This is a genomic window from Streptosporangium jomthongense, from assembly GCF_042650425.1.
In the GTDB taxonomy this organism is placed as follows: Bacteria; Actinomycetota; Actinomycetes; order Streptosporangiales; family Streptosporangiaceae; genus Streptosporangium.
The window spans coordinates 191,787-217,263 of sequence record NZ_JBHSBC010000004.1; the positions used below are offsets into that span (position 1 = coordinate 191,787).

29 protein-coding genes are annotated in these 25,477 nt (G+C 71.4%); 16 read left to right on the top strand and 13 right to left on the bottom strand.

Annotated elements, in window-relative coordinates; translation table 11 throughout:
• Position 1 precedes the first annotated feature (1 nt).
• The 3 genes from ACFOYY_RS07040 to ACFOYY_RS07050 all read right to left on the bottom strand — a co-directional run bounded on the left by ACFOYY_RS07040 (position 2) and on the right by ACFOYY_RS07050 (position 1,724).
• Complete coding sequence (locus ACFOYY_RS07040; RefSeq protein ID WP_362781636.1) at positions 2 to 664, bottom strand: DUF998 domain-containing protein; 663 nt, start codon at positions 662 to 664, stop codon at positions 2 to 4.
• A gap of 223 nt (positions 665 to 887) precedes the next feature.
• Positions 888 to 1,109 carry a hypothetical protein gene (locus tag ACFOYY_RS07045; protein WP_386188736.1) on the bottom strand — a complete coding sequence of 74 codons (222 nt, stop codon included), beginning with the start codon at positions 1,107 to 1,109 and terminating at the stop codon, positions 888 to 890.
• Positions 1,110 to 1,277: 168 nt separating this feature from the next.
• Positions 1,278 to 1,724, bottom strand: coding sequence for a MarR family winged helix-turn-helix transcriptional regulator (locus tag ACFOYY_RS07050; protein WP_386188738.1), 447 nt, complete (start codon positions 1,722 to 1,724; stop codon positions 1,278 to 1,280).
• Between the two features lie 75 nt (positions 1,725 to 1,799).
• Between ACFOYY_RS07050 and ACFOYY_RS07055 the strand changes: the two genes are divergently transcribed.
• Positions 1,800 to 2,309, top strand: a complete 510-nt coding sequence (locus ACFOYY_RS07055; protein WP_386188740.1) for a VOC family protein — start codon at positions 1,800 to 1,802, stop codon at positions 2,307 to 2,309.
• 251 nt (positions 2,310 to 2,560) lie between these two features.
• On the opposite strand, the gene ACFOYY_RS07060 is transcribed toward ACFOYY_RS07055, so the two are convergent.
• Positions 2,561 to 2,992 carry an RrF2 family transcriptional regulator gene (locus ACFOYY_RS07060; RefSeq protein WP_386188741.1) on the bottom strand — a complete coding sequence of 144 codons (432 nt, stop codon included), beginning with the start codon at positions 2,990 to 2,992 and terminating at the stop codon, positions 2,561 to 2,563.
• Between the two features lie 169 nt (positions 2,993 to 3,161).
• On the opposite strand from ACFOYY_RS07060, the gene ACFOYY_RS07065 reads away from it, so the two are divergent.
• Positions 3,162 to 3,923 carry an ankyrin repeat domain-containing protein gene (locus ACFOYY_RS07065; protein WP_386188743.1) on the top strand — a complete coding sequence of 254 codons (762 nt, stop codon included), beginning with the start codon at positions 3,162 to 3,164 and terminating at the stop codon, positions 3,921 to 3,923.
• A gap of 266 nt (positions 3,924 to 4,189) precedes the next feature.
• On the opposite strand, the gene ACFOYY_RS07070 is transcribed toward ACFOYY_RS07065, so the two are convergent.
• The 6 genes from ACFOYY_RS07070 to ACFOYY_RS07095 form a co-directional block, all read right to left on the bottom strand.
• A complete protein-coding gene (locus tag ACFOYY_RS07070) occupies positions 4,190 to 4,675 on the bottom strand; it encodes a hypothetical protein (RefSeq protein ID WP_362781626.1) in 486 nt (161 codons plus the stop codon).
• A gap of 243 nt (positions 4,676 to 4,918) precedes the next feature.
• A complete protein-coding gene (locus tag ACFOYY_RS07075) occupies positions 4,919 to 5,812 on the bottom strand; it encodes a bifunctional 5,10-methylenetetrahydrofolate dehydrogenase/5,10-methenyltetrahydrofolate cyclohydrolase (protein WP_352011194.1) in 894 nt (297 codons plus the stop codon).
• The gene (locus ACFOYY_RS07080) at positions 5,809 to 6,429 is read right to left on the bottom strand and encodes a cyclodeaminase/cyclohydrolase family protein (protein ID WP_362912207.1); all 621 of its coding nucleotides are present in this window, start codon (positions 6,427 to 6,429) and stop codon (positions 5,809 to 5,811) included. The genes ACFOYY_RS07075 and ACFOYY_RS07080 overlap by 4 nt, the downstream gene beginning before the upstream one ends.
• 69 nt (positions 6,430 to 6,498) lie before the next feature.
• Complete coding sequence (locus ACFOYY_RS07085; protein ID WP_386188746.1) at positions 6,499 to 7,452, bottom strand: DMT family transporter; 954 nt, start codon at positions 7,450 to 7,452, stop codon at positions 6,499 to 6,501.
• A gap of 50 nt (positions 7,453 to 7,502) precedes the next feature.
• Positions 7,503 to 8,474: an asparaginase gene (locus tag ACFOYY_RS07090; protein WP_386188748.1), complete on the bottom strand. Its 972-nt coding sequence runs from the start codon at positions 8,472 to 8,474 to the stop codon at positions 7,503 to 7,505.
• A gap of 90 nt (positions 8,475 to 8,564) precedes the next feature.
• Complete coding sequence (locus tag ACFOYY_RS07095; RefSeq protein ID WP_352011198.1) at positions 8,565 to 9,758, bottom strand: cytochrome P450; 1,194 nt, start codon at positions 9,756 to 9,758, stop codon at positions 8,565 to 8,567.
• A 219-nt stretch (positions 9,759 to 9,977) separates the two neighbouring features.
• On the opposite strand from ACFOYY_RS07095, the gene ACFOYY_RS07100 reads away from it, so the two are divergent.
• From ACFOYY_RS07100 to ACFOYY_RS07110, 3 genes are all read left to right on the top strand, one after another.
• Positions 9,978 to 10,607, top strand: coding sequence for a TetR/AcrR family transcriptional regulator (locus tag ACFOYY_RS07100; protein ID WP_352011199.1), 630 nt, complete (start codon positions 9,978 to 9,980; stop codon positions 10,605 to 10,607).
• A gap of 290 nt (positions 10,608 to 10,897) precedes the next feature.
• Positions 10,898 to 11,551 carry an RNA polymerase sigma factor gene (locus tag ACFOYY_RS07105; RefSeq protein ID WP_352011200.1) on the top strand — a complete coding sequence of 218 codons (654 nt, stop codon included), beginning with the start codon at positions 10,898 to 10,900 and terminating at the stop codon, positions 11,549 to 11,551.
• Between the two features lie 41 nt (positions 11,552 to 11,592).
• A complete protein-coding gene (locus tag ACFOYY_RS07110; RefSeq protein ID WP_352011201.1) occupies positions 11,593 to 11,856 on the top strand; it encodes an anti-sigma factor family protein in 264 nt (87 codons plus the stop codon).
• Here the strand turns inward: ACFOYY_RS07110 and ACFOYY_RS07115 are convergent.
• Positions 11,797 to 12,153 carry a zf-HC2 domain-containing protein gene (locus ACFOYY_RS07115; RefSeq protein ID WP_362912199.1) on the bottom strand — a complete coding sequence of 119 codons (357 nt, stop codon included), beginning with the start codon at positions 12,151 to 12,153 and terminating at the stop codon, positions 11,797 to 11,799. The genes ACFOYY_RS07110 and ACFOYY_RS07115 overlap by 60 nt on opposite strands.
• Positions 12,154 to 12,286: 133 nt before the next feature.
• Between ACFOYY_RS07115 and egtA the strand changes: the two genes are divergently transcribed.
• The 8 genes from egtA to ACFOYY_RS07155 all read left to right on the top strand — a co-directional run bounded on the left by egtA (position 12,287) and on the right by ACFOYY_RS07155 (position 21,858).
• On the top strand, positions 12,287 to 13,513 hold the full coding sequence (gene egtA, locus ACFOYY_RS07120) for an ergothioneine biosynthesis glutamate--cysteine ligase EgtA (protein ID WP_352011203.1): 1,227 nt from the start codon (positions 12,287 to 12,289) through the stop codon (positions 13,511 to 13,513).
• Positions 13,510 to 14,820, top strand: a complete 1,311-nt coding sequence (egtB, locus tag ACFOYY_RS07125) for an ergothioneine biosynthesis protein EgtB (protein WP_386188752.1) — start codon at positions 13,510 to 13,512, stop codon at positions 14,818 to 14,820. The genes egtA and egtB overlap by 4 nt, the downstream gene beginning before the upstream one ends.
• A complete protein-coding gene (gene egtC / locus ACFOYY_RS07130) occupies positions 14,821 to 15,531 on the top strand; it encodes an ergothioneine biosynthesis protein EgtC (RefSeq protein ID WP_362912193.1) in 711 nt (236 codons plus the stop codon).
• Positions 15,532 to 15,554: 23 nt separating this feature from the next.
• Positions 15,555 to 16,535 carry an L-histidine N(alpha)-methyltransferase gene (egtD, locus tag ACFOYY_RS07135; RefSeq protein ID WP_352011206.1) on the top strand — a complete coding sequence of 327 codons (981 nt, stop codon included), beginning with the start codon at positions 15,555 to 15,557 and terminating at the stop codon, positions 16,533 to 16,535.
• Between the two features lie 238 nt (positions 16,536 to 16,773).
• The gene (locus ACFOYY_RS07140) at positions 16,774 to 17,874 is read left to right on the top strand and encodes a M20 family metallopeptidase (RefSeq protein ID WP_386188754.1); all 1,101 of its coding nucleotides are present in this window, start codon (positions 16,774 to 16,776) and stop codon (positions 17,872 to 17,874) included.
• 322 nt (positions 17,875 to 18,196) lie between these two features.
• The gene (locus tag ACFOYY_RS07145; protein ID WP_352011208.1) at positions 18,197 to 19,312 is read left to right on the top strand and encodes a sensor histidine kinase; all 1,116 of its coding nucleotides are present in this window, start codon (positions 18,197 to 18,199) and stop codon (positions 19,310 to 19,312) included.
• An 11-nt stretch (positions 19,313 to 19,323) separates the two neighbouring features.
• Entirely contained in the window at positions 19,324 to 19,977 is a 654-nt protein-coding gene (locus ACFOYY_RS07150; RefSeq protein ID WP_352011209.1) for a response regulator transcription factor, read from the top strand.
• Between the two features lie 249 nt (positions 19,978 to 20,226).
• Positions 20,227 to 21,858 carry a carboxylesterase/lipase family protein gene (locus ACFOYY_RS07155; protein WP_386188757.1) on the top strand — a complete coding sequence of 544 codons (1,632 nt, stop codon included), beginning with the start codon at positions 20,227 to 20,229 and terminating at the stop codon, positions 21,856 to 21,858.
• A 125-nt stretch (positions 21,859 to 21,983) separates the two neighbouring features.
• Here the strand turns inward: ACFOYY_RS07155 and ACFOYY_RS07160 are convergent, their stop codons facing one another.
• Positions 21,984 to 22,787, bottom strand: coding sequence for an MOSC domain-containing protein (locus ACFOYY_RS07160; protein ID WP_386188759.1), 804 nt, complete (start codon positions 22,785 to 22,787; stop codon positions 21,984 to 21,986).
• Positions 22,788 to 22,873: 86 nt separating this feature from the next.
• The gene (locus tag ACFOYY_RS07165; RefSeq protein WP_386188761.1) at positions 22,874 to 23,734 is read right to left on the bottom strand and encodes an oxidoreductase; all 861 of its coding nucleotides are present in this window, start codon (positions 23,732 to 23,734) and stop codon (positions 22,874 to 22,876) included.
• A gap of 113 nt (positions 23,735 to 23,847) precedes the next feature.
• Between ACFOYY_RS07165 and ACFOYY_RS07170 the strand changes: the two genes are divergently transcribed.
• The 3 genes from ACFOYY_RS07170 to ACFOYY_RS07180 all read left to right on the top strand — a co-directional run bounded on the left by ACFOYY_RS07170 (position 23,848) and on the right by ACFOYY_RS07180 (position 25,458).
• Positions 23,848 to 24,486 (top strand): helix-turn-helix transcriptional regulator, encoded by a 639-nt coding sequence (locus ACFOYY_RS07170; RefSeq protein ID WP_352011213.1) that lies wholly within the window; start codon positions 23,848 to 23,850, stop codon positions 24,484 to 24,486.
• Between the two features lie 302 nt (positions 24,487 to 24,788).
• Positions 24,789 to 25,049 carry a hypothetical protein gene (locus ACFOYY_RS07175; RefSeq protein ID WP_352011214.1) on the top strand — a complete coding sequence of 87 codons (261 nt, stop codon included), beginning with the start codon at positions 24,789 to 24,791 and terminating at the stop codon, positions 25,047 to 25,049.
• 1 nt (position 25,050) lies between these two features.
• Positions 25,051 to 25,458 (top strand): hypothetical protein, encoded by a 408-nt coding sequence (locus ACFOYY_RS07180; RefSeq protein ID WP_386188763.1) that lies wholly within the window; start codon positions 25,051 to 25,053, stop codon positions 25,456 to 25,458.
• Positions 25,459 to 25,477 lie beyond the last annotated feature (19 nt).

Genomic DNA, 25,477 nt, shown 5'->3' on the forward strand with positions numbered 1-25,477 from the left:
GTCAGCCGAGGGCGGCCTGGGACGCGCGGGCGGTCCTCCCGGCCCGGCTCAGGTGCGCCAGCCGTACGGCGAGCACCGCGACCAGGGCGATCTCGGCGGCGAGCAGCACCCACTCGGCCAGCCCGATGAAGACGCGGTCGCCGGGGAGCGCCACGTAGGTGACCGCGACCAGCCCGAAACCGCAGGCCAGCGCCAGCCACTCGACCGGCCTGGCCACCGCCTTCCACCGCTCGTCCTCCCCGAGGCGCGTGACCATCAGCGCGCCCGCGACGGGCAGCGCGACGAACGCCACCGCCGAGGCGTAGCCGTGCACCTGGTCCCGCATCCAGTCGTCCAGGGCGCCCGCCGAGCCGGGAACGCCCGCGGGCACGAACGCCATGACGGTCAGGGCGCCGCTCCACACCGCGAGCAGGCGTTCGACCGCCGTCCCCAGCGGGGCCCTGGCCGCCCGCAGTCCCGCGACCAGTGCGAGGGAGGCGACCGCCAGTGAGATCATGGCCAGCTCGGTCGTCCCGTTGCCCTCGACCGCGGCGTACTCGCCGATCGTCAGGGCGAACGGGTCGGAGTGGGTGGTCGCGACGACCTGTCCCACGACCATGGACCCGACGGCCACCGCGATTCCGGCGCAGGCGACCAGCGGGTAGAGCCTTCTCAACGCGAGCATGCCCCAAGACTGTCCCGGAAGGGGCCCCTGACACATCCGGCGCCGCCCCTGATCCGACCCTGAGCCGCCCCTGATCCCGGCTCGTTGTGCACAGGCTGTGGACAACCACTCCGCACACCCTGTGGAAACCCCGTACCAGCTGGGGAAAGTCATCCACAGGCCTGTGGACGGAAAGGGCCGCCCCGTGCCGCCTGTGGGCGGAGGCGGGACGGCCCACCCTGGTCTACAGCCCGGACGGGTCCCGGCCGACGCTGATCTCCTCCGCGATCCTGCGGATGCCGTGGTCGTCCATCCCCGGCACCCCGGCGAGCCTGCCGCGCAGGACGGCGATCACCTGGGAGACGTCGGCCCCCGCGTACCGGACCGCCACCTCGTGGACGGTTCCGAAGAGCGCGCGGTTCGCCTCGTGCTCACCGTTCGTCCGCCTCAGAGAACTCTCCGCCATCTCCGCATCCCCCTGTTGAGCCGATCGGTCGGGGGAAACGGTACGACGGACGGCCCCGGGACGGGGACGGACCCGGCTGGATTCTCCTTCTGTTCCCCGCCCTTCCAGCGCCTCGACCGGACCGGGCCATACGGCACGGCGGGCGTGTCGCCGGACCGGCGAGGAGGTTCACCCCCGGTCGTCGAGCACCGCGGAGCAGATCTCCATGAGCCGCTTGACCTGCTCGGAGTCGACCCGGTCGAACAGTACGCGCCGTACGGCCTCGGCGTGGCCGGGGGCGGCGGCGGTGAGCGCGGCGAACCCCTCGTCGGTGAGCTCGGCCCAGCTGACGCGGCGGTCGGCGGCGCAGGGCACGCGCCGTACCCAGCCCCTCTCCTCAAGACGGGACACCGCGTGTGAGAGCCTGCTCTGCGAGGAGTTGAGCTCGGTGGCCAGATCGCTCATCCGCATCCTGCGATCCTTCGCCTCGGACAACTTCACCAGGATGATGTAGTAGGTGTGCGGCATACTTGAGTCGCGTTGCAGCTGGCGGTCCAGTTCCTCGTGGATGAACTGTGAGGCCCCCATGAAAGCGCGCCACGCGCGTTGCTCTTCGTCGTCAAGCCATCTGGTCACGAGGCCCACTTTACTTGAACTTTCAAGCATACGGGGATAGTGTACTTGAGAGTTAAAGTTTTTCGGGGAGGAAACATGCCGGTCCAGCGGCTCAACCACGCCGTCCTGTTCGTTCGCGACGTCGAGCGCAGCGTCGCCTTCTACCGGGAGGCCCTCGACTTCCGGGTCGTCATGGGCGGCCAGGGCTCGGCGTTCCTGCAGGCCCCCGGATCGAGCAACGACCACGACCTCGGCCTGTTCGAGATCGGCGCCCAGGCGGGCCCCTCCGGCGCCGGGCGGACGACCGTCGGGCTCTACCACCTCGCCTGGGAGGTCGACACCCTCCAGGAGCTTGAGCGCATCGCGGTCAAGCTCACCGAGATGAACTCCCTCGTGGGCGCCTCCGACCACTCGACCACCAAGGCCCTGTACGCCAAGGACCCCGACGGGATCGAGTTCGAGGTGTCCTGGCTCGTGCCCGCCGACCTGATCACCGAGGAGACGATGCAGGGCCGCAGCCACATCAGGCCCCTCGACCTCGCCAGGGAGAAGGAGCGCTACGGCGCGCAGACCCGGGGCGGCCTCGGGGTCTCCATCCCCGTCTGAGACACGGAGGGCCCGGCCGCCCCCAGGGGATCCGGCCGCCGGCGCCCGGAGACCGACCGGCCGCCAGAAGACCTGGCCGCCCTCCGGCGACCCGGCCACCCGCCGTGGTCCGGCCGGACCTCCAGAGGACTCGGTCGCCCTCCGGGGCCCGGCCGACGTCCGGGGCCGGGTTCCGGCGCTGCCGGCATGCCCCGGCCCGTCAGGGAACCCGGCACGGAAAGCGCGGTGACGGCGCGCCCGGCACCCGTCCCTCAGGCCGTCTGCCGCCGCGAGACCTCGGCCCCCTGGGACTCCAGGAGGGTGGCGAGGCTGACGCTGTCCACCACGGCCCCGATGGAGGCCTCGACGTCCAGCCAGACGGCGCGCAGCGGCACCGCCTCGCCGAAGTAGACGACGTCGGCCGTCGAGAAGCCCCGCACCGAGGTGAAGCCGCCGCCGACCGCCCGCAGGATGTCGCCGACGAAGACGGCCTCCGCCCTCCTGGCCAGCGTGAACCCACCCTCGTTGCCCCGCTGGGCGAAGACGAGGTTGGCCCGCCGCAGGTCGGTCAGGATGCCCCTCAGGAAGCTCGGCGGGATCTTCTGAGCCCGGGCCAGCGTCTCCGCGGTGACCGAGGCCGGGTCATGGGCCGCGATCACCAGCATCGCGCGTATGGCGTAGTCACTGCGGGCCGTGACATGCATCCGAAGATCCTCCCGATGACGTGAACCGATGATCGGCGACCTCTGGGCGGGGCTCAATAAATCTACTATCTCTATGGGTTAACCATGAATTATCGCCACAGTCAGAAATGGAGATCATCACCGGGAAAACCCATAGATCACGGACACTTCGCCACGCACAATGAACCGCATGACAGGGGAGCGACTGGTGACGGCCGCGGCGACCGGGGACGCCGAGACGGTCGGGCGGCTACTCGACGACGGCCTGGCCCCGGACACACCCGATCCGTACGGCTCCACGGCCCTCTACCGCGCCGCCGTACACGGGGACGCGGGCATCACGCGGCGGCTCCTGGCGGCCGGAGCCGACCCCGGCCTTGAGAGCGGGGGCGAGCACGAGGGGCTCCCGCTGTGCGCCGCCGCGTCCTGGGGACACGCCGAGACGGTGACCGCACTGCTCGACGGCGGCGCCGACCCCGACCAGCGGGAGCACGCCGAGGAGAACGCGATGACGGCCCTGCACTGGGCCGTGGCCGGTGGGCACCTGGCCGTCGTCGAGGCCCTGCTCGCCCGGGGCGCCGATTCCGGCGTCCGCGACTCCGCGGGCGGCACCGCCCTCTGCCGTGCCGTGACGTACGGCGCGGCGGCCGTCGTCAGGGCGCTGCTCGACGGCGGCGCCGATCCGGAGCTGCCCGACGGTCAGGGGCGGCGCCCGGTCGAACTCGTCGAACTGCGCGCCGGGCACGACGTCGAGGCCGAGGCCCTCGCGCGGGCCACGGAACACGCCCCTCCCGGGGCGCGGATCACCGTCCGCCGGGAGGAGGCCGAGGGAGGGGACGCGTTGCTCGTGGTCGAGGTGCGCGACGCCACCGGCGCCCCGCGCTCGGAGTCACGCACGGGCACCGGCCAGGCCGAGATCCTCGACCTCCTGCGAACCCGTACGGCCTCATGACCCACCGGCCGTACGGGCTCATCGCGGCGAAGAACGCGAGCGGCTCCGGCGGGACATCGGGTGGTCAGCGGTTCGGCCGCGCCGCGCGCCGGGCGTCTCGTCTCACGCACCGTTCACGCGCCATGAGGATCCTGACGGTGCGGGCGGAGTCCACCGCCCTGGTGAACCCCGCCCGCACCACCGCTCAGGGAACACAGACGGTCACGACCGCCGCGTCGGACTACCTTGCGTCCGGTCGCTTCCGCCCTGCGAGGAGACCGGCAGATCTAGGGGCATTCGCCGCCCCACCGCTGGTCGGACAGGATTTGGTAGAGGGATGAGCGCAAATACACCCACGACCCCTGGTTGAGGGTCGTCCCCACGTTGAAGTGCAGGCACTTGGTCTTCCCCGCGTGTTCGAAGTAGTAGTGGTCGAGTCCGCGCTTCGCGTTTCCGTTGTTGACGACGTAGTAGGACGTGTTCGCTTTCAATCCGTAGTGGCTCAGCGTGCCGTAGGACGAGTCGACCATGTCGTTGTCCGCCAGGCTGCCCTCATAGAGGCAGACCTGCCCGGAAAGGCAATCAGCCAGGTTGTCTCCGGCCAGTGCGGTGCCCTGCGTGACCGTGAGCGCGAGTACTCCCGCCACGAGGGTGACGAACGCGACGCGGAAAGGCCCGGCACCGAAGGACCTGCGCCCCGACCGGATTCCGGATTCGACGTTCACGGCCGCGGCGCCCGTCGTCGGCGCGTCCACGATGGTTGGTTTTCTCATCAGGATGTCTCCTGTCGGTCGCCTGGAAAGGTCGGCCCGCCGGGCGGATAACGGCAGGCAGGGGCCAGTGTCAGCGGCCGACGGATTGTCTGGAACCCCGATTCGCCACCTGGACAAAACCAATCGCGGTACTGACGGGCGCGGAGCCGGCCCATTCCACCGGGCCCGGGATCATCACCCGGTTCCGGCCTGAACGGGGGCACGCGCGTCGACGGCCGTCGCCTGGTGTGAGGGCCGAAGGAGTCACCGGCCTTCGGTCAGCGTCTCCGCGGCCTGGACCGTGTGGGCCAGCAGGAGGGCGGTGGTCACCGGTCCCACGCCTCCCGGCACGGGTGTCAGCGCCGAGGCCCTGGTCGCCACGGCGGGATCGACGTCGCCCGCGAGGCCGCCGTCCTCGGTCTGGTTCGTGCCCACGTCCACGACCACCGCGCCGGGCCGCACGTGGTCGGGGGTGACGAGCCCGATCCGGCCGACGGCCGCGACCAGGACGTCGGCCGCCGAGGTGACCGCGGCCAGGTCGGCGGTCCGCGAGTGGCACACGGTCACCGTGGCGTCGCGGTCGAGCAGCAGGTGGGCGGCGGGCTTGCCGACCACCGTCGAGCGGCCGACCACGACCGCGTGCCGGCCCGCGAGCGGGACGCCGTGGTGGTCGAGGAGCCTGACCACCGCCTCGGCGGTCGCGGGCGCGAAGGCGGGCAGTCCGGCGGCCAGGCGACCGAGGGAGAGCGGGTTGGCGCCGTCGACGTCCTTGGCGGGGACGATGGCCGAGGCCAGGTCCTCCAGTTTCGTCCCCTTCGGCAGCGGGGTCTGCAGGATGATCCCGCTCACCCACTCGTCGGCGCTCAGCGCCTCAAGACGGTCGCGGATCTCGCCCGCCCCGGCCCTCGGACCGAGATCGGCGACCTCGCACTCGATGCCCACCTTGCGTGCGGCGTTCACGATGGAGCGCACGTACCAGGCGCTGGCCTCGTCGTCGGTGGCCGTGACGACGGCCAGGCGCGCCGGGCGTCCCCGGGCGGCGAGGGCCGCCGCCCGCTCCGTCGCGTCGGTCCGGATGGCCGTGGCGAGCCCCCGCCCGGACAGCTCCCGCGCCGAACCCGCCGAACTCCCCGCACCCGACAGACCCTCAGTACTCATCGGCTGATCTCCTCGCGGACGGTCGCGGTGACCCGGTCGGCGTCGGCGGCCAGGGCGTCGACCCCGGCGATCCTTCCGGCCAGTTCGGCGCGGACCGCCTCGTCCCGGATGCCCCCGAGATTGATCTCGACGTTGACCCTGGCCGTGGTCGCGGCGGCCCTGGCCGCCTCGGCGGCGGCGGCCACGTCGGTGATGACGTTGCGGTTGCCGACGGGCAGCAGTTCCCCGGCCAGCTCGACCAGGCGGCGCGCGACGTCCACGGTCTCCGCGGGCGGCCCGGCCGCGGCGGCCAGCGCTCCGGCGATCGCCGCCGAGCGAGCCGTACGCTCCTGGTCGGTCTCCTTCGGCAGCCGGTAGGCGTCGGTGACCGCAGTGAACGCCGCCGCGTCCTCCTCGGCGAGTTCGAGCGCGCGTTCCCGCAGCGTGTCGGCCTCCGTCAGGATCCGCCCGATCAGCCGCTCGTGCCCGGCCTGCTTGGGGCCGTCGCTGTAGCGGGCGACCATGCCCAGCAGCGCGGCGGCCTGCGCGGCGTGCAGGGCCGCGCCGGCTCCCCCGCCGGGGGCGGGCACCCGGGCCGCCAGGCTCCGCAGAAAGTCACCGATCGTCTGGTCTCGCATCCGCGCCTCCCGAGTCACCCGGGGCGGGTGCGCCCCCCGTCCCCGTGGATCACGCAACGGGCTGACACGTTACCGGGACCGTACCGCCCGCACCGAGGACGGGGTGGTGGCACGCGGGCCGCCTCGGGAGACGGCGACGCCCGCCAGGCACAGCAGGCCGCCGGCCAGGGTCAGCCAGCCGGGCACCTCGCCGAGCACCGCCCAGGCCATCAGGACCACCAGGGCGGGGACGATGTAGGTGGTCGCGCCCATCTTCCCCGCGGTGGTGCGGGCCAGCGCGTAGGCCCAGGTGGTGAAGGCCAGGGCCGTCGGGAAGACGCCCAGGTAGACGACGTTCAGCGTGGCGGCCGGTGGGGCGGCGGCGACCTGCTCGACCAGCTGCCCGGCGAACGGCAGGCAGACCACGGTGCCGACGAGACAGCCGAAGGTGGTGACCTGAATGGCGGAGCCGTGCCTGAGGGCCGGCTTCTGGCAGACCACCCCGGCGGCGTACGTCACGGCGGCGAGCAGGCACAGCAGGACGCCCAGGATCGAGGCGCGGCCCGCGCCCGACATGGAGACCCCGACCACGGCGGCCCCCGCGAAGGAGACCGCCATCCCGGCCAGCAGACGGCGCGGGAAGCCCTCCCGCAGCATCCAGCCGCCGAGGAGCGCGATCAGGATGGGGCCGATGTTGACGAGCATGGCCGCGGTTCCGGCGTCCACCTCGTGCTCGCCCCAGTTCAGGGCGACCATGTAGAGGCCGAACCACAGCACGCCCGAGCCCAGGATGCCGGGCCAGGCACCCCGGGACGGCAGTCCCCCTCCGCGCGCAAGCCAGATGACGAGGAGTACGGCCGAGCCCGCGAGCAGGCGACCGAGGGCCAGGGCTCCGGGGCCGAAGTACTGGGCGGCGTCGCGGATGGCGACGAAGGCGGAGGCCCACAGCAGTACGGTGACCCCCGCCGCGGCCAGTGCCCGGCGGTCGATCCGGTCGTCCGATGTAGTGATCTGCCCCATACCCGAACCAGCGGTCTGTTCCATACCCGAACCCTAGGATGTGGACATTTCACTCCACATCTAAGTTTCCCTGCTCAAAGTCTGGCGAACCAGTCGCGCACCGCGTCAACGCCGCCCGTTCCTAGGGCGACCATCAGCGCGACGCGCGCCTTGGCCGGGCTGAGGCCGTACGCGCCGACCGCGCCCACCTTGGCGGCCAGGACGGCGCCCAGGCCCAGTTCGTCGAGGGGCGCCCTGCGGGTGCGGGCGCGGGAGGTGACGACCACCGGGATGCCCCACCCGGTCAGCTCGTCGATCGCGGTGAGCAAACTGACCGGTATGTTCCCCGCACCGGTTCCCTCGATCACGACGCCCCTGACGCCCGCGTCCACGAGGGCGGTGAGCGCCGCGGTGTCCATGCCCGGGTAGGTCTTGACCAGGGCGACGTCCGTCTCCGGGTCGCCCGCGACCGTCGGCGGCCTGCCCGGTGGGAGCGTGGAGATCACGGCCCGTCCCCCGTGCACGTGACCGAGCACCGGTTCGGGGGCGGAGGACATGGCGCACACGCCCGTCGCGTCGGTCATGGTGACCCAGCGGGCGGCGTGCAGTTCGTCGTTGACGCACACGACGGCGCCCACGCCGCACAACGCCGGGTCGGCCGCGGCGGCCAGGGAGGAGGCCAGGTTGCGTGGGCCGTCCGGCGACAGGGCGTCGAAGGGTCGCGTCGCGCCGGTCAGGACGATCGCGCCGTGGTGCGCGGCCCGCCCGGCGAGCAGGTCGGTGAGGAAGGCCGTCTCCTCGACGGTGTCGAGACCGTGGGTGATCACGACACCGTCAAAGCCCCGGTCGAGAACGGCCTCCCGGGCCTTGCAGGCGAGCAGCAGCATGGTCGAGGGGGACATGTCCCAGCTCGGCTCCGCCTGGACGTCCTCGGCCACCACCTCGGCCGTGAGCGTGCCGGGCGGCAGTGTTTCGAGGAGCCGCGCGCCCGAGGCCACCCCTGGGCTTCGGGGATCGGTCGAGTAGGCGATGGTGTCGCCGGTCGCCAGCAGCAGCACACGCCCCACCGCACGGTCCCTTCGGTTCTCCGAACTGTCCACAGCCTTTATAGCCCATAGATAACCCCATATGGGGTTATCTATGGGGTCATTCGGTTTCTACCAGGCGACCGGCAGCCGGTGCACGCCGTAGATGGCCATGTCGGAGCGCATCGGCACCTCCTCGGCCGGTACGGCGAGGCGCAGGCCGGGCAGCCGTTCGAGCAGGGCCGGGATGGCGATGCGCATCTCGTTGCGGGCGAGCTGCTGGCCCAGGCACTGGTGGATGCCGTGGCCGAAGGACAGGTGTCCGCCCGACTGCCGGAAGACGTCGAAGTCGTCCGGCCGCTCGAAGCGCTCGGGGTCGCGGTTGGCCGCGGGCAGCGAGACCGTCACCGTCTCACCGGCCCTGATCGTCTGCCCCTCGATCTCCACGTCCTCGACGGCGCCCCTGACCGTGAAGTCGATGATGCTCAGATAGCGCAGCAGTTCCTCGGCGGCCCCCGCCGCCAGGGAGGGGTCGGCACGCAGCGCCGCCAGCTGCGGGGGGTTGCACAGCAGCGTGTAGGTACCGAGCGCGATCATGTTCGCCGTCGTCTCGTGCCCGGCGACCAGCAGGAGCAGGGCGATCCCGGTGATCTCGTCGTCCGTCAGCTCGTCGCTCTCCGCCAGGCCGCCGAGCAGGTCGTCGGTCGGCTTCGCGCGCTTGCTGAGCACCAGTTCGTGCAGGAAGGTCAGCAGGTCGGTCACCGCCGCCAGCTTGCTCTCCTTCGACTCCTCCCGGCTGACGATCACCGCCGAGTCGTGCTGGAAGCGGTCGTGGTCGGTGTAGGGGACACCGAGCAGCTCGCAGATCACCAGCGAGGGGATGGGCAGCGCGAACGCGCTCACCAGGTCGGCGGGCGCCCCCTGACGCTCCATCTCGTCCAGCCGCGCGGCGACGATCTTCTCGATCCTCGGTTCGAGCTGCCGCATCCTGCGCACGGTGAACTGGCCGGTCAGCAGCCGCCGCAGGCGGGTGTGGTCCGGCGGGTCCATCCGCAGGAAGAAACCGGCGGGCATCGGAAGCTGCCGCTGTTCGACCATGTGCGGCAGCGCCGGGTGCTGGGCCTCGACCCGGCTGCTGAAGCGGTTGTCGGCCAGGATCGCGCGGACGGCCGAGTGGCTCGTCGCCAGCCAGCCGATGTGGCCGTCGGCGTAGGTCATGCGGCGGATCGGGGCCTCCTGGCGCCAGACAGCCAGCTCAGGAGGTGGATCGAAGGTGTCGTGACGAGCCACGGAGAGGGTCACGGGGCCGAGATCGGCTTTGTGCACAGCGTGCTCCTTCGAAGTGGGACGCGCATGTTCGCCTCCACAAAACCTCACTGAGAGAAAAATTGCAACCCATGAAGATAAGCGTTCGATGCAGTATTTTTCACCCGGCGTCGCCCGCCCCGGGACCGGCGGGACGCCTGACCATTGCGCACACAGGTTTGACCACCCCAAAACCGGCGCTTAGCTACGTCCACCTGCGACAACGACTTGAATCGAACCATGACTTCTGCGGATGAGCAGCAGAGCGAGGCGGTCATAGAGTTCGCGACCCGGCTTTTCGCCGCGTTCGGGTATGACGGCACCACCCTGCAGGGACTGGCAGAGGCCATGGGCTTCGACCTCGAATGGCTGCACGAGACGTTCGGCGACAAACGCGCGCTCTACCTCGCCGTCATCGAGCGGACGAGCCGGGCCCAGCGGAGCGTCGTCGAGGGGGCGCTGGCGTCGTTGCCCGCCCGCGACGCCGCCGGGGTCGCCGAGGCCATGCACGCCCTCGTGGACGACTACCTGGAGCTGTGCCTGTCCAACCCGCAGATCCCGGCGCTGTGGATGCACCGCTGGCTCGGCGACGCCGCCGACATCCCCGACCTGGAACAGCGGTACGCCATCCCGATCATCAACCTCACCCGGGACGCGCTGCGCGCCGCCGTCAGGGACGGGCTCATCGAGGGGGACACCGACCTGGACCTGCTGGTGCGGACGCTGGCCTGGAGCATGTACGGCTTCCTGCACGGCGAGGCCCTGGCCCCGCCCGATCCGCCCGATCCGGACAACCCCAGGACGAAGCCCCGCCTGCGGGCCCACCTCCACCAGTTGGTCGACCGCATGCTGCGGCTCCCCGAATCCTGAGAACGTTTCACCAACGGACGGGAAATTTCAGGAACGTCCCGAAATAACGGTGTAACACCTGGGCGTGCCGGGGAACCGTACAGCCTGGACCGCACCCTCTTCGGTGCCTTCTTGCGCGTTCCTCCGGCGCTCCCCCGCGGCCCCCGCGGGGAGGTGTCGGACCGGCCGTGGACGGGAACCCTCATCCTCGCAGTCGGTGGCGCCTCGGGGGCGCCGGACGGTCCAGGCACCTTCTCGTGTCCACGGGCACGAGAGCGGCGTCCCAGACGCCCGACCGCAAGGAGGCGATCGTGGAGTCCTTCACGGGCAGCAGGCTCCCCCCGGATGACGTCGTCGTCGCGGCGCTGCGCGCCGGGGACGAGGCGATGTTCGCGGCCCTGCTGGACACCTGGTCGAGGGGCATGCTCTGGCTCGCCCGCTCCCACGTGTCGACCAACGACTCCGCGGAGGAGGTCGTGCAGGACACCTGGCTGGCGGTGATCAGGGGCATCGACGGCTTCGAGGGTCGCTCCTCCGTGAAGACCTGGGTCTACCGCATCCTGGTCAACACCGCCAGGAAACGGGGGCTGCGCGAGAACCGCACGGTACCGTGGAGCAGCGCCTTCGAACATCGGGAGGAGCCGGTCGCCGACCGGTCGCTCTTCCAGGGGCCCGACGACCCGTTCCCCGGGCACTGGAAGAACGTCCCCTCGGCCTGGTCCACCCCCGAGGGCGAGGTGCTGGCCGCCGAGGTGCGCGACCTGATCGCGGCGGCCCTGGCTGAGCTTCCCCCACGACAGCGCGCCGTCATCACACTTCGCGACGTCGAGGGGTGCACCTCGGAGGAGGTCTGCGAGATCCTGGAGATCTCCGCGGCCAACCAGCGGGTTCTGCTGCACCGCGCCCGCGTGGCGGTGCGCGGACGCCTGGAGGATTATTTCGAGACGGCGAGGCGGTCGGCGTAGTGAAATCGGTTCGGTTCAGAGACGGTAAGGCGTTTCACGTCGTGAAGCGGTTCAGTTGCGACGAGTGGGTCGAGCTCGTCACCTCCTACCTGGAGGGCGGCCTCGACGAGTCCACCCGGCACGTGTTCGAGGAGCACCTCGCCGCCTGCGAGTGTTGCGGACACTACCTGCACCAGTTCCGCGTGACGGTCACCGCTCTGGGCGCCCTGCGACCCGAGCCGCTGCCAGGTCAGGCGCGTGAGCGGCTACTGGCCGCCTTCCGCGACCGGCGGGACTCCAGGGTCGAGGAGCCGCGGAGCTCCTGAGGACGGCACCGGGAAGAGCCGCCCCCGCGACGGGCCCTGCGACAAGCCCCGCGACGGGCCTTCGGGCGGGCCGAAGACGTCGCACAACCGGGTGAGCACCTCCTGCGGGATGTCCTCCCCGCCGAAGGCCCGCAGCACCTCGACCGTCACCCGGACCCGCTCAAGAAGGTCCGGGCACAGAGCGCATCCGGCCAGGTGCTCCTCGAAGCGCCGCCGCGTCCCGGCGGGCAGGGCCTCCTCCAGATAGGCGGTGACGAGGCCCCCGGCCTCCCGGCAGCCCAGGCTCGCCCGTCTCATCGCAGCCCCCCGTTCCATACGGGACAGTCCCCCGGGGCCGTCGAACCGTTACACACACCCCGAAAGTCCCCCTGTAACGCCTGCACGCCTCACGGGTCTATAGACCGTACACATCAGGCGAAAAGGGGGGACGATGGCCAGTCTTGTGGCCGAGGACACGCCGATCCGGAATGCCTCCGATGTGGAGGCATTCGCGCAGGACTGCTTCCTCGGCGCCGCCGGGGACGAGGTGGGGGTCGAGCTGGAGTTCCTGGTCTTCGACCGTACGGCCACCGGCGACCAGGTTCCACTGGACAGGACAGCCGACGTTCTGCCGTCGATGGACGGCGGAAGCCGGGTGACGTTCGAGCCCGGCGGGCAGCTCGAACTGTCGGGACCCGCGGGCCCGCTGCCCGAGGCGATCGCCCGGATGCGCGCCGACGTCGACGCGACCCGCCGGGCGCTGAACAGGACCGGTCTGGCCCTGGCCGGGGTCGGTCTCGACCCCGTACGGCCCGCCAGACGGCAGTTACACCTGCCCCGCTACGACGCGATGGCCGAGTTCCTCGGCCTGCCGTACGGGGCGTTGATGATGTGCTCGACCGCGTCGATCCAGGTCAACCTCGACCTGGGCGACAGACCCTCGGCGCGCTGGGAACGCGCCCACCGGCTCGGCCCCGTCCTCCTGGCCGCCTTCGCCAACTCCTCGCTGCGCGAGGGACGGCCGTGCGGGTGGATGTCCGGCCGTCAGGAGGTGTGGGAGAACCTCGACCGCACCAGGACCGCCCCCGTCCAGACCACCGGCGACCCCGTCGCCGACTGGGCCGCCTACCTCCTCGACGCCCGGCTGATGCTGGTGCGCGAGGACGACGACCACTACCGCACGATCCGCGACGGCTCGACCTTCCGCGACTGGCTCGACGCGCCCGTGCCCCCGCCGACCCTGGCCGACCTGGCCTACCACGCCACGACGATCTTCCCTCCGGTACGGCCCCGCGGCTGGCTGGAGATCCGCTACCTCGACGCCCAGCACCCGGCGAACTGGCCGGTGTGCGTGGCCGTCACCCACGCCCTGGTGATGGACGACCGGGCGGCCGACACGGCGCTGGCGGCGGCGGAGCCGTACGCGGGGATGTGGCGTGAGGCGGCCCGCTGCGGCCTCACCGACCCCCGGCTGCGCCAGGCGGCCGAGGAGTGCTTCCGCGCCGCCTGCGAGGCGCTGCCCAGGCTCGGTGTGGACGGCGCGCTGGCCGCTCAGGTGGCCGCCTACACCGACCGCCACGTGACGACCGGGCGGCCCCCCGCCCTCGACCTGCTGGACATGGCCGCAGAACCGGGACCGCGCCTGTCGGCCTGGTTGACCGAGGAAGGACAGGCATGAACGACTTCAAGGAACGCATCGCCGCCGAACTGACCGCGGTGCGCGGCCGGTCGCTGGCCTACACCGACGCCGAGGACGACCTGCTGGTCAGGCAGCACTCACCGCTGATGTCGCCGCTGGTGTGGGACCTGGCGCACGTCGGCAACTACGAGGAGCTGTGGGTGCTGCGGGAGGCCGGGGGCATCACCCCGCTGCGCCCCGAGATCGACGACCTGTACGACGCGTTCAAACACCCCAGGAAGAACCGGCCGAGCCTGCCCATCCTGGGACCCGCCGAGGCGCGGCGCTACATCGAGGGGGTACGGGGACGGGTGCTCGACGTCCTTGACCGGCTCGACCCGGAGAGCCCCGACCCGCTGCACCGGGACGCCTTCGTCTTCGGCCTGGTGATCCAGCACGAGCACCAGCACGACGAGACCATGCTCGCCACCTGGCAGCTCTCCGGGACCGCGGGCCTGATCCGCGACGGCGAGCTGCCGTCCGGCAAGCCGTACGGCCCCGAGGAGGTGTTCGTGCCCGCCGGGCCGTTCACGATGGGGACGGACACGTTGCCGTGGGCCTACGACAACGAGCGTTCCGCGCACCGGGTCGACCTGCCCGCCTACTGGATCGACCGGCTGCCGGTCGGCAACCGCGCCTACGCCGACTTCGTCGAGGACGGCGGCTACGACGACCCGCGCTGGTGGAACCCCCAGGGATGGGCCTGGCGGCGGGAGACGGGCGCCTTCGCCCCCCTGTTCTGGACCAGGGACGGCGACACCTGGTGGCGGACCCGGTTCGGCAGGCCGGAACCGGTGCCCATGGACGAGCCCGTACAGCACGTGAGCTGGCACGAGGCCGACGCCTACGCCCGCTGGGCGGGCAAACGGCTGCCGACCGAGGCCGAGTGGGAGAAGGCCTGCGGCTGGAACCCGGAGGCCGAACGGGCCAGGAAGTACCCGTGGGGGGACGACGACCCGGACCCCGGACTGGCCAACCTCGGGCACCACGCGGCGCGTCCCGCCCCCCTCGGCGCCTACCCCGCCGGGGCGAGTTTCTACGGCGTCGAGCAGATGATCGGGGACGTGTGGGAGTGGACCTCCTCTGAGTTCCTGCCCTACCCGGGCTTCCGCAGCTTCCCCTACCGCGAGTACAGCGAGGTCTTCTTCGGCGGCGACTACCGGGTGCTGCGCGGCGGCTCGTGGGCGGCCGACCCGGCCGCGGTCCGCACGACGTTCAGGAACTGGGACCACCCCATCCGCAGGCAGATCTTCACGGGCTTCCGCTGTGCCCGGTCCGTGTCCGCCGAGCGTCCGGAGCACCGCTAGATGTGCCGCCACGCCGCCTGGCTCGGCGCTCCCCGGTCCGTCGCCTCACTGGTCAGTGAACCGGAGCACGGCCTGCTGCGGCAGTCCTACGCCCCGCGCATGCAACGCCACGGCCTCATCAACGCCGACGGCTTCGGCATCGGCTGGTACGACGCCGGCCGCGCGGAACCGGTCCGTTACCGCCGTTCGGTCCCCATGTGGGCCGACGCCAACCTGCCCGCCCTGGCCGAGGTCGCCCGCTCAAGCTGCCTGCTGGCGGCCGTACGGTCGGCCAGCGAGGGCATGCCGATCGAGGAGAGCGCCACCGCGCCCTTCGCCGACGGGGCGTGGCTGCTCAGCCACAACGGCCGCGTCGCCCGAGGCCCCGTCAGGGAGCTGGCGGGCGACGCGGGAGCGGAGAGCACCTGCGACGCCGCCTGGGTCGCCGCCGCCGTCTTCGTACGGCGCCGCGCCGGACTCACCCTCGGCGACGCCCTGTCCGAGGTCGTCGTCACCGCCGGGGCCAAGGACCCCGCCGGGCGGCTGAACCTCCTCGCCTGCGACGGCTCCTCCCTCGCCGCGACCACCTGGGGGGACACGCTCTTCCTCAACCTCGAAGACGGCGTGCTCGTGGCGAGCGAACCGCTCGACGACCGGTCCGGCTGGCAGGCCGTACCGGATCGGAGTCTGGTCCTCGCGTCCATCGACGGCGTGCGCGTCCAGCCGCTGTGACCTGCGACATCCAAGGAGTCATCATGCCCGTCAGCCAGTCCGACGTACGCCTGACCAACCATCTCGGTGACGACTACCTCAGCCAGGCCCTTGAGCACGACGTCCGCGCCGGGCTGACGTCCGACCCCAAGTGGCTGCCGCCCAAGTGGTTCTACGACGAGACGGGCAGTGAGCTGTTCTCCCAGATCACCCGGCTGCCCGAGTACTACCCGACCCGCAGGGAGCTGTCCATCCTGCGCAGGCACTCGACCGACATCGCCGCCGACAGCGGGGCGGACACGCTGGTCGAACTGGGCTCGGGGACCAGCGAGAAGACCGTGCTGCTGCTCGACGCCCTGGCCTCGGCGGGGACGCTGCGCGCCTACACCCCGGTCGACGTGGACGCCGTCACCCTCGGCGACGCCGCGCGGCGCCTCGCCGCCCGCTACCCGGGGATGGCGGTGCACGCGGTCTGCGCCGACTTCGAACGCCACCTGGCGCTGTTGCCCAAGCGGGGACGGCGGATGGTGGCCTTCCTCGGCGGCACCATCGGCAACCTCGACCCCGAGGCCAGGGCCGTGTTCCTCAAGGAGCTGCGCGCCACCCTCTCCCCCGGCGACTCCTTCCTGCTGGGGGCCGACCTGGTGAAGGACACCGGGCGGCTGGTCGCGGCCTACGACGACGCGGCCGGGGTGACGGCGGCCTTCAACAGGAACGTCCTGCACGTGCTCAACCACCGGCTCGACGCCGACTTCGAGCCGGACGCCTTCGAACACGTCGCGCTGTACGACCAGCGCAACGACTGGATCGAGATGCGACTGCGCGCGAGCCGCGCCATGACCGTGCGGATCGCCGCCCTCGACCTGTCGGTCTCCTTCGAGGCGGGAGAGGAGACCCGTACCGAGATCAGCGCCAAGTTCCGTCAGGAGGGCCTGCGCCGGGAACTGGTCGCGGCCGGATTCACCCCGAGCCGGACCTACACCGACCCGACGGGGGACTTCACCCTCGTCCTCGCCCACGCGTGACGGATTCACCCGCCCGTGGCCCGTCCACACGCGACCGGGTTCACCATCGTGCGGTTCGTCCGCCGTGACGGAGTCAATCGTGTGATTCGTCCGTTCGTGGTGGATTCGCCTGCCCATGGCCTGTTCGCGCATGGTTCGTTCGCGTGTGGTTCCTTTCGCACGTGACCAGGTTCGTCATCATGTGCTTCCTCCGCTCGTGACGGGTGACGGAAGCGCCGGGGCGGGGGACGATGAGGCGGTGGATCTGGACTCCCTCCTCGTGACGGCACGGCGGCTGCTCGCCGTGCCGTCGACCGCCGACCGCCCCGGCGACCTGCGTGAGGCGCTCGAACTCGTGCTCGGCCTCCTCGCCGACGACTCGTTCACGGTCGAACGGTTCGTCTCGAACGGCAAGCCGAGCGCGCTCGTCTACCCCGGTCCCCGCAGGCCCCGGTTCCGGGTCGTCCTCAACGCCCACCTCGACGTGGTGCCCGCGCCGCCGCACCAGTTCAGGCCCCGCCTCGAAGGCACCCGCCTGTACGGCAGGGGCGCCCACGACATGAAGGTGTCCGCGCTGGTCGAGACACTCGTCTTCCGCGAACTCGCCGGGGCGCTGCCGTACCCGATCGGGCTGCAGCTCGTCACCGACGAGGAGGTCGGCGGCCTGGACGGCACGGCCCACCAGATCGACCAGGGCGTGACCGCCGACTTCGTCGTCATCGGCGAACAGAGCGGGCTGCGGGTCGTGACCGACTCCAAGGGCATGGTGTCCGCGAACCTGCGGGCGAACGGGCTCGGCGCGCACAGCGCCTACCAGTGGCTCGGCGACAACGCGCTGCTCAAGCTGAACCGCAGCCTGGGGGCCCTGCTTGAGCGCTACCCCGTGGCGACCGAGGAGGCCTGGCGGACCACGGTGAACGTCGCCAGGATCGAGACCTCCAACACGGCCCGCAACCAGGTGCCCGACCAGGCGGAGGCGTGGCTGGACATCCGCTTCCCCGCCGGTGACCCCGACCTGGACGGCAGGACCGAACAGGAGGTCACCGCGCACCTGGCGGCCTTCTGCGCGCCGGGCGTCGTGCCCGTCGTCACCCACGTCGCCCCGCCGCACCACGCCGACCCCGAACGGCCCGAGGTGCTCGGGCTGCGGCGGGCGGCGCGCAACCAGGGCTACGACGGCGCCCTGCTGCGCAAGCACGGCGCCGCCGACGGCCGCTTCTACTACCGCCGGGGCATCGACGCCGTCATCTTCGGCATCGGCGGGGACGGGCAGCACGGCCCCGAGGAGTACGCCGACATCACCACGATCGAGCCCTACCGCAGAGCCCTGCGCGAGTTCCTCACCGACCTCGGGTCGTGAGTCCCCCGGGCATGGGCCTCGGGATGTGGGCGTCACGTCGTGAATCCCCGGGCGTGAGCCCTTGCACGTGGACCTCGCCGCCTGGATCCCGCCCCCGGGAGTTGGCACTGGAGGTTCCCCTATGGGAGCAGGCCCAGAGAGTTCCCTCCCGGGAGGGAGGGCGGCCTCGGTCGGGCGAGGGAGGCGTGTCCCGGTGGGGGGCGCATAGCCTTACAGGACTCCTCAATGGTCGGCGGCCTGGCCGTCGAACGGGGCGGGAGTCCAACGGCGCATAGCCTTACAGGGCTCCTCAATGGGGCTTTCGACCCGGACGGTGACACCAGTGGACTCCCTACGCGCGCCGAACCTCCTGCGCGTGCCCCGGGCCGACGTCGCGATCGCCGCCGTCGTCACGGCCGCGACGGTGGTACCGGTCCTGCTGCCTCGCCTCCAGCCGTGGTGGGTCGTGGTCCTGGCCCTGCTGTCCTCGGCGCCGGTCCTGTGGCGGCGGACGCTGTTGATCGCGGCGAGCCTGGTCGCGGGTCTGGCGATGACGGCGCTGGTGCTGATGCAGGACGCGCTCACGCATCCGCCGTTCCTGCTCATGCCGTACGGCCCGCTGGTGTGCACCTACACCATCGCGGCCCTCGCCCCGCCGACGCTGCGGATGATCGGCGTCGGGCTGCTGGCCGTCGGGGTGCTGACCTCCCTGATCCTACCGCACGAGGACTTCGACACCTTCCGCTACGTGGTGACGGCCTACGTCGCCGCCTACGCGCTGGGGGTCGGCGCCAGGGCCGGACGCGCGCAGCGCGGGATGGTCGAGGAACGCGCGCGGCGGCTGCGTGAGGAACGGGCGGCGGCGGTCGCCGAGGAACGTACCCGCATCGCCCGCGACATGCACGACATCGTGACCCACTCGGTCGGACTCATGGTCGTGCAGGCCGAGGCGGGGCCCCTGGTCGTGCGGGACGACCCGGCGCGGGCGGAGATGGTGTTCGAGGCGATCGCGACGGCCGGGCGGGACGCCGTCGGCCAGCTCCGCCTGATCCTCGGGACACTGCGGGACGGCCCGGTCCGCGAACCGCAGCCCGGCCTCGAAACCCTGGCCGACCTGGTCGAACGCACCCGTGGGGCCGGTCTCGACGTGGTCGTCGAGGAGCACGGGACCCGGTCGCCGGTCCCGGCGGCGGTGGACATCGCCGCCTACCGGATCGTCCAGGAGTGCCTGACGAACGTCCTGCGGCACGCGGCCGTACGCACCGCGCGGCTGCGCCTGACCTGGTCGGGACGGGCGCTGACGATCGAGGTCACCGACGGGGGCGGCGGCACGGCCGAGTTCCGCGAGGGACACGGTGTCGTCGGGATGCGCGAACGCGCGGCCTCCTGTGGGGGAGGCCTCACCGTCGATCCCCGGGGGTTCACCGTCACCGCCGTCCTCCCCCTCGGCTCTCTCTGACAGGGGCTCCCATGCGTGTGCTCGTCGCCGACGACCAGGACCTGTTCCGCGCCGGTTTCTCGCTGATCCTCAACGCCCACCCCGACATCACGGTCGTCGGGGAGGCCGCCGACGGGGCCGAGGCCGTCGCCAGGGCCGTCGAGCTCCAGCCCGACCTGGTCCTCATGGACATCCGCATGCCCCGGATGGACGGCGTCGCGGCCACGGCGGAGATCTGCCGCCGCACCTCGGCGAAGGTGCTGGTCCTGACGATGTACGACGTCGACGAGTACGTCTACGACGCGCTGCGCGCCGGGGCCGGGGGCTTCCTGCTCAAGGACGCGCGGCGGGAGGAACTCGTGCGCGCGGTCCTGCTCGTCGCCTCGGGGGAGGCGCTGCTCGCCCCGGCCGTGACCCGCAGGCTGATCGAGGACGTCGTACGGCGCGGCACCGCCAGGCCGGAGCTGCGCAGACGGCTCGGCGAACTGACCGACCGGGAGACCGACACGTTGCGGCTGATCGCCCGGGGGCTGTCCAACACCGAGATCGCCGCCGAACTGGTGGTCAGCGAGCACACGGTCAAGACGCACGTGAGCAACCTGCTGACCAAACTCGGCCTGCGGGACCGGGCCCAGGCCGTCGTGTTCGCCTACGAGTCAGGCCTGACCGTCCCCGGCTCCGCGTAGCCCCGGTCCCTGTCTCCGTACGGCTCCCGTAGGTCCTCTTGTCCCCGTGTGGTGCCCCGGCCCCCGCCCGGCAGGCACTTTTGGTCCCTGCGCGGTTCCCGGCTCTGTCGGCCTTTCGCCCCGGAGTGGTTCCCCGCTCTCTGGTTCCTGGTTCTCGCGGGTGATTCCGGGTTCGCTCGGCAGGCCGATCCGCGACGGTGCCCTCAGCCGCGAGGCTCTCCTCGATCCACACAGCCCGAGGAGGTCTCGATGTTCCGTTCGCTCCGCCTGCCCATCTCCCTGCCCGCCGCCCTGGCCGTCGCGGGGGCGGCCATGACGCCGGCCGTACCCGCCACCGCGTCCACCGCGTCCACCGCCGGCGCAGCCGGGGGTACGGCCTGCGTGACCCGGACCTCGCTCGGCGTCGTCTCGGGGACGGCCACGGACGGCCTGTGCGCCTTCCGCGGCATCCCGTACGCGCAACCACCCGTCGGGAGGCTCCGGTTCAGGCCACCGCGCCCGGTGTCCCCGTGGCGGGGCACGCTCAAGGCCGTCGACGGCACCAGGGTCTGCCCCCAGGGCCGCGACCAGATGTCGGAGGACTATCCCGACGACAGGAAGGTCTACACCGACGAGGACTGCCTCCACCTGAACGTGTGGACGCCGAAGCCTGACCGCTCGAAACGACCGGTGATCGTCTTCATCCACGGCGGCGCCGCCGCGTACGGCACCGGCAACGAGCCCCGCTACGACGGGACGAACCTGGCCACCAGGGGGGACGCGGTGGTCGTCTCGCTCAACTACCGGCTCGGGCTGCTCGGCTGGGCCGAACTCGGCGGCCTCGACCCGGCCTACCGGGGCTCGGGCAACAACGGGCTGCGCGACCAGATCGCGGCGCTGGGCTGGGTGCGCGACCACGTGGCCGACTTCGGCGGCGACCCGGCCAACGTCACCGTGGTCGGGGAGTCCGCGGGCGCGTTCTCGATCAGCGCGATGCTCGCCACCGACCACCCCGAGCGGCTGTTCCGCAGGGCCGTACTGCAGAGCGGCAGCGGGGCCCTGGTGCACACCGCGGCGTTCGAGCGGAAGCTGGCCTCGACCCTGCCGGGGCGCGACCTCGCCGCGCTGCGGACGATGCCCGTGGCCGAGCTTCTCAGGGTCCAGGAGAAGGCCGTGGCCGCCTTTCCCGGCGCGGCCGGGCACGCGCTCTACTTCGGCCCGTACGTCGACGGGACGCTGGTCCGCGACACGGTGACCAAACGGGTGAAGGCGGGCAACGCCCGGGGGATCGACCTGCTGATCGGCACCGACCGGGACGAGATGAACTTCTTCGGCCAGTACTCCAAGGACGGGCTGGGAACCCTCGCCGAGCAGTACGACGCGTTCTTCCCGAAGGAGCTGGCCGCCCGGCGCGCCCGGATGACCGAGGTCTACCGCAGGGACAGGACGAAGCAGGCCGCGGCCCTGGCGATGTTCACCGACCAGGGCATGCGGGTACCCGCCCTGAGGCTCGCCGAGGCACAGAGCCGCTGGCGGCCGACCTACGTGTACCAGTTCGACTGGGCGCCGCCGAAGGGCGTCGGGGCGGTGCACACGATCGAGCTGCCGTTCATGTTCGGCACGCTGCGCTTCGTCGGCGTCCAGGGCGGTCCCGAGGCCCTGCGGACCGACCGGGCACGGCTGACGACCCTTTCGGCCCAGATGGTCGACGCCTGGGCCTCCTTCGCCCGCACGGGCGACCCGGACGCGCGCCGTACGGTTCCGCGTCCCGCCTGGCCCGCCTACCGGATGCCGCGGCGCGCCACGATGATCTGGGACCTCTCCCCCAGGGTGGCCGACGACCCCAGGGGGCACGAGCGCGCCCTGTGGGACGGCGTCCCCTTCGACGGCGCCTACCTGTGACCGGCCGACGCCCCTCACCGGGGCGAGGGCGTCGGCCGGACCGGCATCAAGCCCCACAGGAACGACCAGACTCGAACGGCCATCGCCAGCCGGTCAGGATAAAGTGACAATCCAATGACAGATTGTCATTCCAGGAGGACGACCGGGTCGCCGACGCGGATCGTGCCCGGGGTGTGGGGCAGGCCGGACTTGCCGAAAACGACGCGTGGCTTGTCCGTCCTGACGGTCCGGTATCCGGCAAGTGTGCGCAGCGGCTCCCGGCCCCTGGCCCCCGTCGCCTGGTCCACGTTGACGATCACGCAGCGCCCGCAGGGTTTGACCAGTTCGACCTCGATCTCGCCGATCCGCAGCCGCCGCACCCCGTCCTCCTCGAACGGCTCGCGCCAGCCGGAGACGACGATGTTCGGGCGGAAGCGGTTCATCGGCACCGGCTCCGCCAGCCGCGTGTTCAGCTCGGCCAGCGACTCGGCCGAGGTGACCAGCAGCGGGAGGGCGTCGGCGTAGCGAAGTTCCCCGACGGCGTGCCTCGGGTTGATCCTGCGGACGTGGTCGTCGGGGAAACACACCAGGCGGCAGGGGACGCCGAGCACCGTGGAGAACCAGTCGGCCGCCTCCTCCCCCTGGTCCACGCCCCGGTGCGGGGCGTTGAAGAGGGTGATGTCCCGCGCGGGCAGGTCACGCCGTACCTCGTGGGCGAGCGGGGCCGTCGCGGACGGGTCGGGGGGCTCGACCCTGAGCTTGTCGCCGTCGTAGACCGGCCGCAGCAGCGCCATCCCCGGCACCTCCCGCTGGGACAGGTGCGTGCCGTCCGGCGAGACGAGCATCAGCTCGCGGTCGTGTCGTATCCCCCTGGGCGTGATCTCCGCCTCCCGCAGCGCGGTGCCCGCGCAGCTCTTGAGCGGATAGACGTTCAGCTCCGTCACGATCACATGGATCTCCGTGCGGTCATGGCCGCGACCCTACGCGTCCACGGGAACGACCAGAAGGCTTCCCCGGCGAATCTCACAACAAAATGTCAGCCTTGCTGAAGGCCGAGGGTGTTCAGCTCCGTGACCTCCCGCTCGTCCAGCACAAGGTCGGCGGCGGCCATGTTCTCGGCGAGGTGCGCGAGCGAGGAGGTCCCCGGGATGGCCAGCGTGACCGGGGAACGGGCGAGCAGCCAGGCCAGCATGACCTGCGCGACCGTGGCCCCGTGCCGGTCGGCGATCCGCCTGATCCGCCCGTCGTCCGGCAGCCCGAACCCGCCGAGCGGGAAGAACGGCACGTACGCGACCCCCTCCCGCTCGCACTCGGCGAGCAGGTCAAGGTCGTCCTGCCGGGTCAGGTGGAAGTGGTTCTGCACCGCGACGACCGGCGCGATGTCCCGTGCCTCCGCGAACTGCTTCGCCGTCACGTTGCTGAGGCCGAGGTGTCGGATGAGCCCCTCCTCCCGCAGCGCGGCCAGTACGGCGAAGCGCTCCCCGATCGGCTCCTCCGACGTCCCCATCAGGCCGACCCGCAGATACACCAGGTCGAGGTGGTCCCGCCCCAGCCCGGCGAGGTTCTCCTCGACGGCGGCGCGCAGGTCGCCGGGACCGGCCTCGGGCAGCCACCCGCCGGGGCCACGCCGGGGACCGACCTTGGTGGCGATCACCAGGTCCTCGGGGTAGGGACGCAGCGCCGCCCTGATCAGCTCGTTGGACGAGAGATCCTCGTAGGAGTAGAACGCGGCGGTGTCGATGTGGTCCACGCCGAGTTCGACCGCCCGGCGCAGCACCGCGAGCGCGCTCTCCCTGTCGCCTCTGGGGCCGTCCCAGCCGCGTGCGGGCAACCGCATCGCCCCGAACCCGAGACGTGAGATCCGCCTGTCACCACCGAGCGTCACGTGTTTCGTCATGTCTCGACCCTGCCGCCTCCGCCCCGCCCCACGCGAGGCGATGGCAGCAAGCTGCCACCCGCCCTGACCTGTATGGGTTTGTCCCGTACGGCGCGGCACCGCAGACTTGGGGCGTGGACCAGGATCGGAACGTGACCCTGCGCGGAGAGCGGGAGCTGACCGCGCGGGTGGGGCACCTGCTGCTCGGCGCGCGGCGGGAGTTCTCCTGCGCGGCCGGTGACCTGGAAACCTGGAGCATGCCCGGCATGCGCGCCCGGATCGTGAAGGACCGTCCCCTGACCGTCCGCAAGCTCTTCGACGCCCGGCTCCTCGCCGACGAGGAGGGACGGCGCCATCTCGACGAGGCCGCCCGCAGGGGCGCCCTGGTACGGATCTCCACGACGGGCCTGCCGTACGAGACGATCATCGTCGACGGGCTCCTCGCGGTCCTGGCCGGGCCGCCCGGTCCCGGCGAGCGTTCCTACACCGTGGTCCGCTCCCCCGACGTGGTCGCGAACGTCAACGCGCTGTTCCTCACCGCGTGGAACGCCGCCGCCGACCTGGCCGAGTTCCGCCGTTCGGCGCCGCCCGTACTCGACCAGGAGAGCCTGCGGGTGCTGTCCATGCTCGGCAGCGGGCGCAAGGACGAGAGCGCGGCGCGTGAGCTGGGCCTGTCGCTGCGCACCTACCGTCGCCGGGTGGCCGCCCTGATGAAGGCACTCGGCGCCGACTCCCGCTTCGAGGCCGGCCTGCGCGCCAGGGACCTCGGCTGAACCGGTTCCTTCCACACTTCGGTGCGGACGCGAACATGGTCGCAGAAATGTGGTCCGCTGAACGCCCGGAGCGTCCTTCGCGCAGGTCGACTCGTCAGGACGATCCGCACACCCCAACTCCGTGAAGCGGGATGAGAAGCCTCACTGAAACCAGTTTCCTCGACCGGTTCGAAAAGCCGGATAAAAAAAGACACCCGACGACGCCATCCATCGCGCAAAGAGGGTATTGTCTTGGTTTTCCCATGATTACGGCCGGTGTCACAGCGGGATAAAAGCCTGGGAACACTGTGGAGGAGGCGGCCGTGGCGCGACACGAATTTCGTGTGGTGCTCGATTTCGAGCTCGACGAGAGCGTGATCGGCAGGATCGACCAAGCCGTGCAGAAAGCGGTGGCCATCGAACTCGCGAGCGTCGACCTCAGCGACAGGGCGTGGATCAACAACCCCATCCTGGCCGCGCGGGCAGGGGGCGACGGCGGGAGGACACGGGGAATCTGGGCGGTCGAGATCTCCGGCGAGCAGATCGCGGCCACCGGGCTCAGGAAGCCGGACTTCGGGAGCTGACGTGGTGGGCGTCCACGGGGAGAAGGCGGCGGAGATCCTCTGCCCGAGCGCCCGGTGCGAGAGGGACGCGATCCTGCTGGGGGTCTTCGACGCCACCGGTCGACTCGGATACATACGTCCGGCTCTCAGGATCGATGACGAATTCGTGGCCGACGCCACCAAAGGGCGGGTTCCCGAGGAGCGTTTCCGATTCGCCCAGCCCTGCGTCGAGGACGGCTGCAGGAACTGGACCGGCGAGCGGTGCTCCGTGATCGACGACGCCCTGGAACTCGGGACCGCCACCGAATCCCTGCCGGCCTGTTCGATCCGGAGAGCATGCCGCTGGTTCACGCAGGCCGGACCAGGCGCCTGTGCGGTGTGCCCCCTGATCGCAAGAAACGTGAGAACGGCCGATCCGGTCACTGATTGACACGAAAGGAGATCGCGTC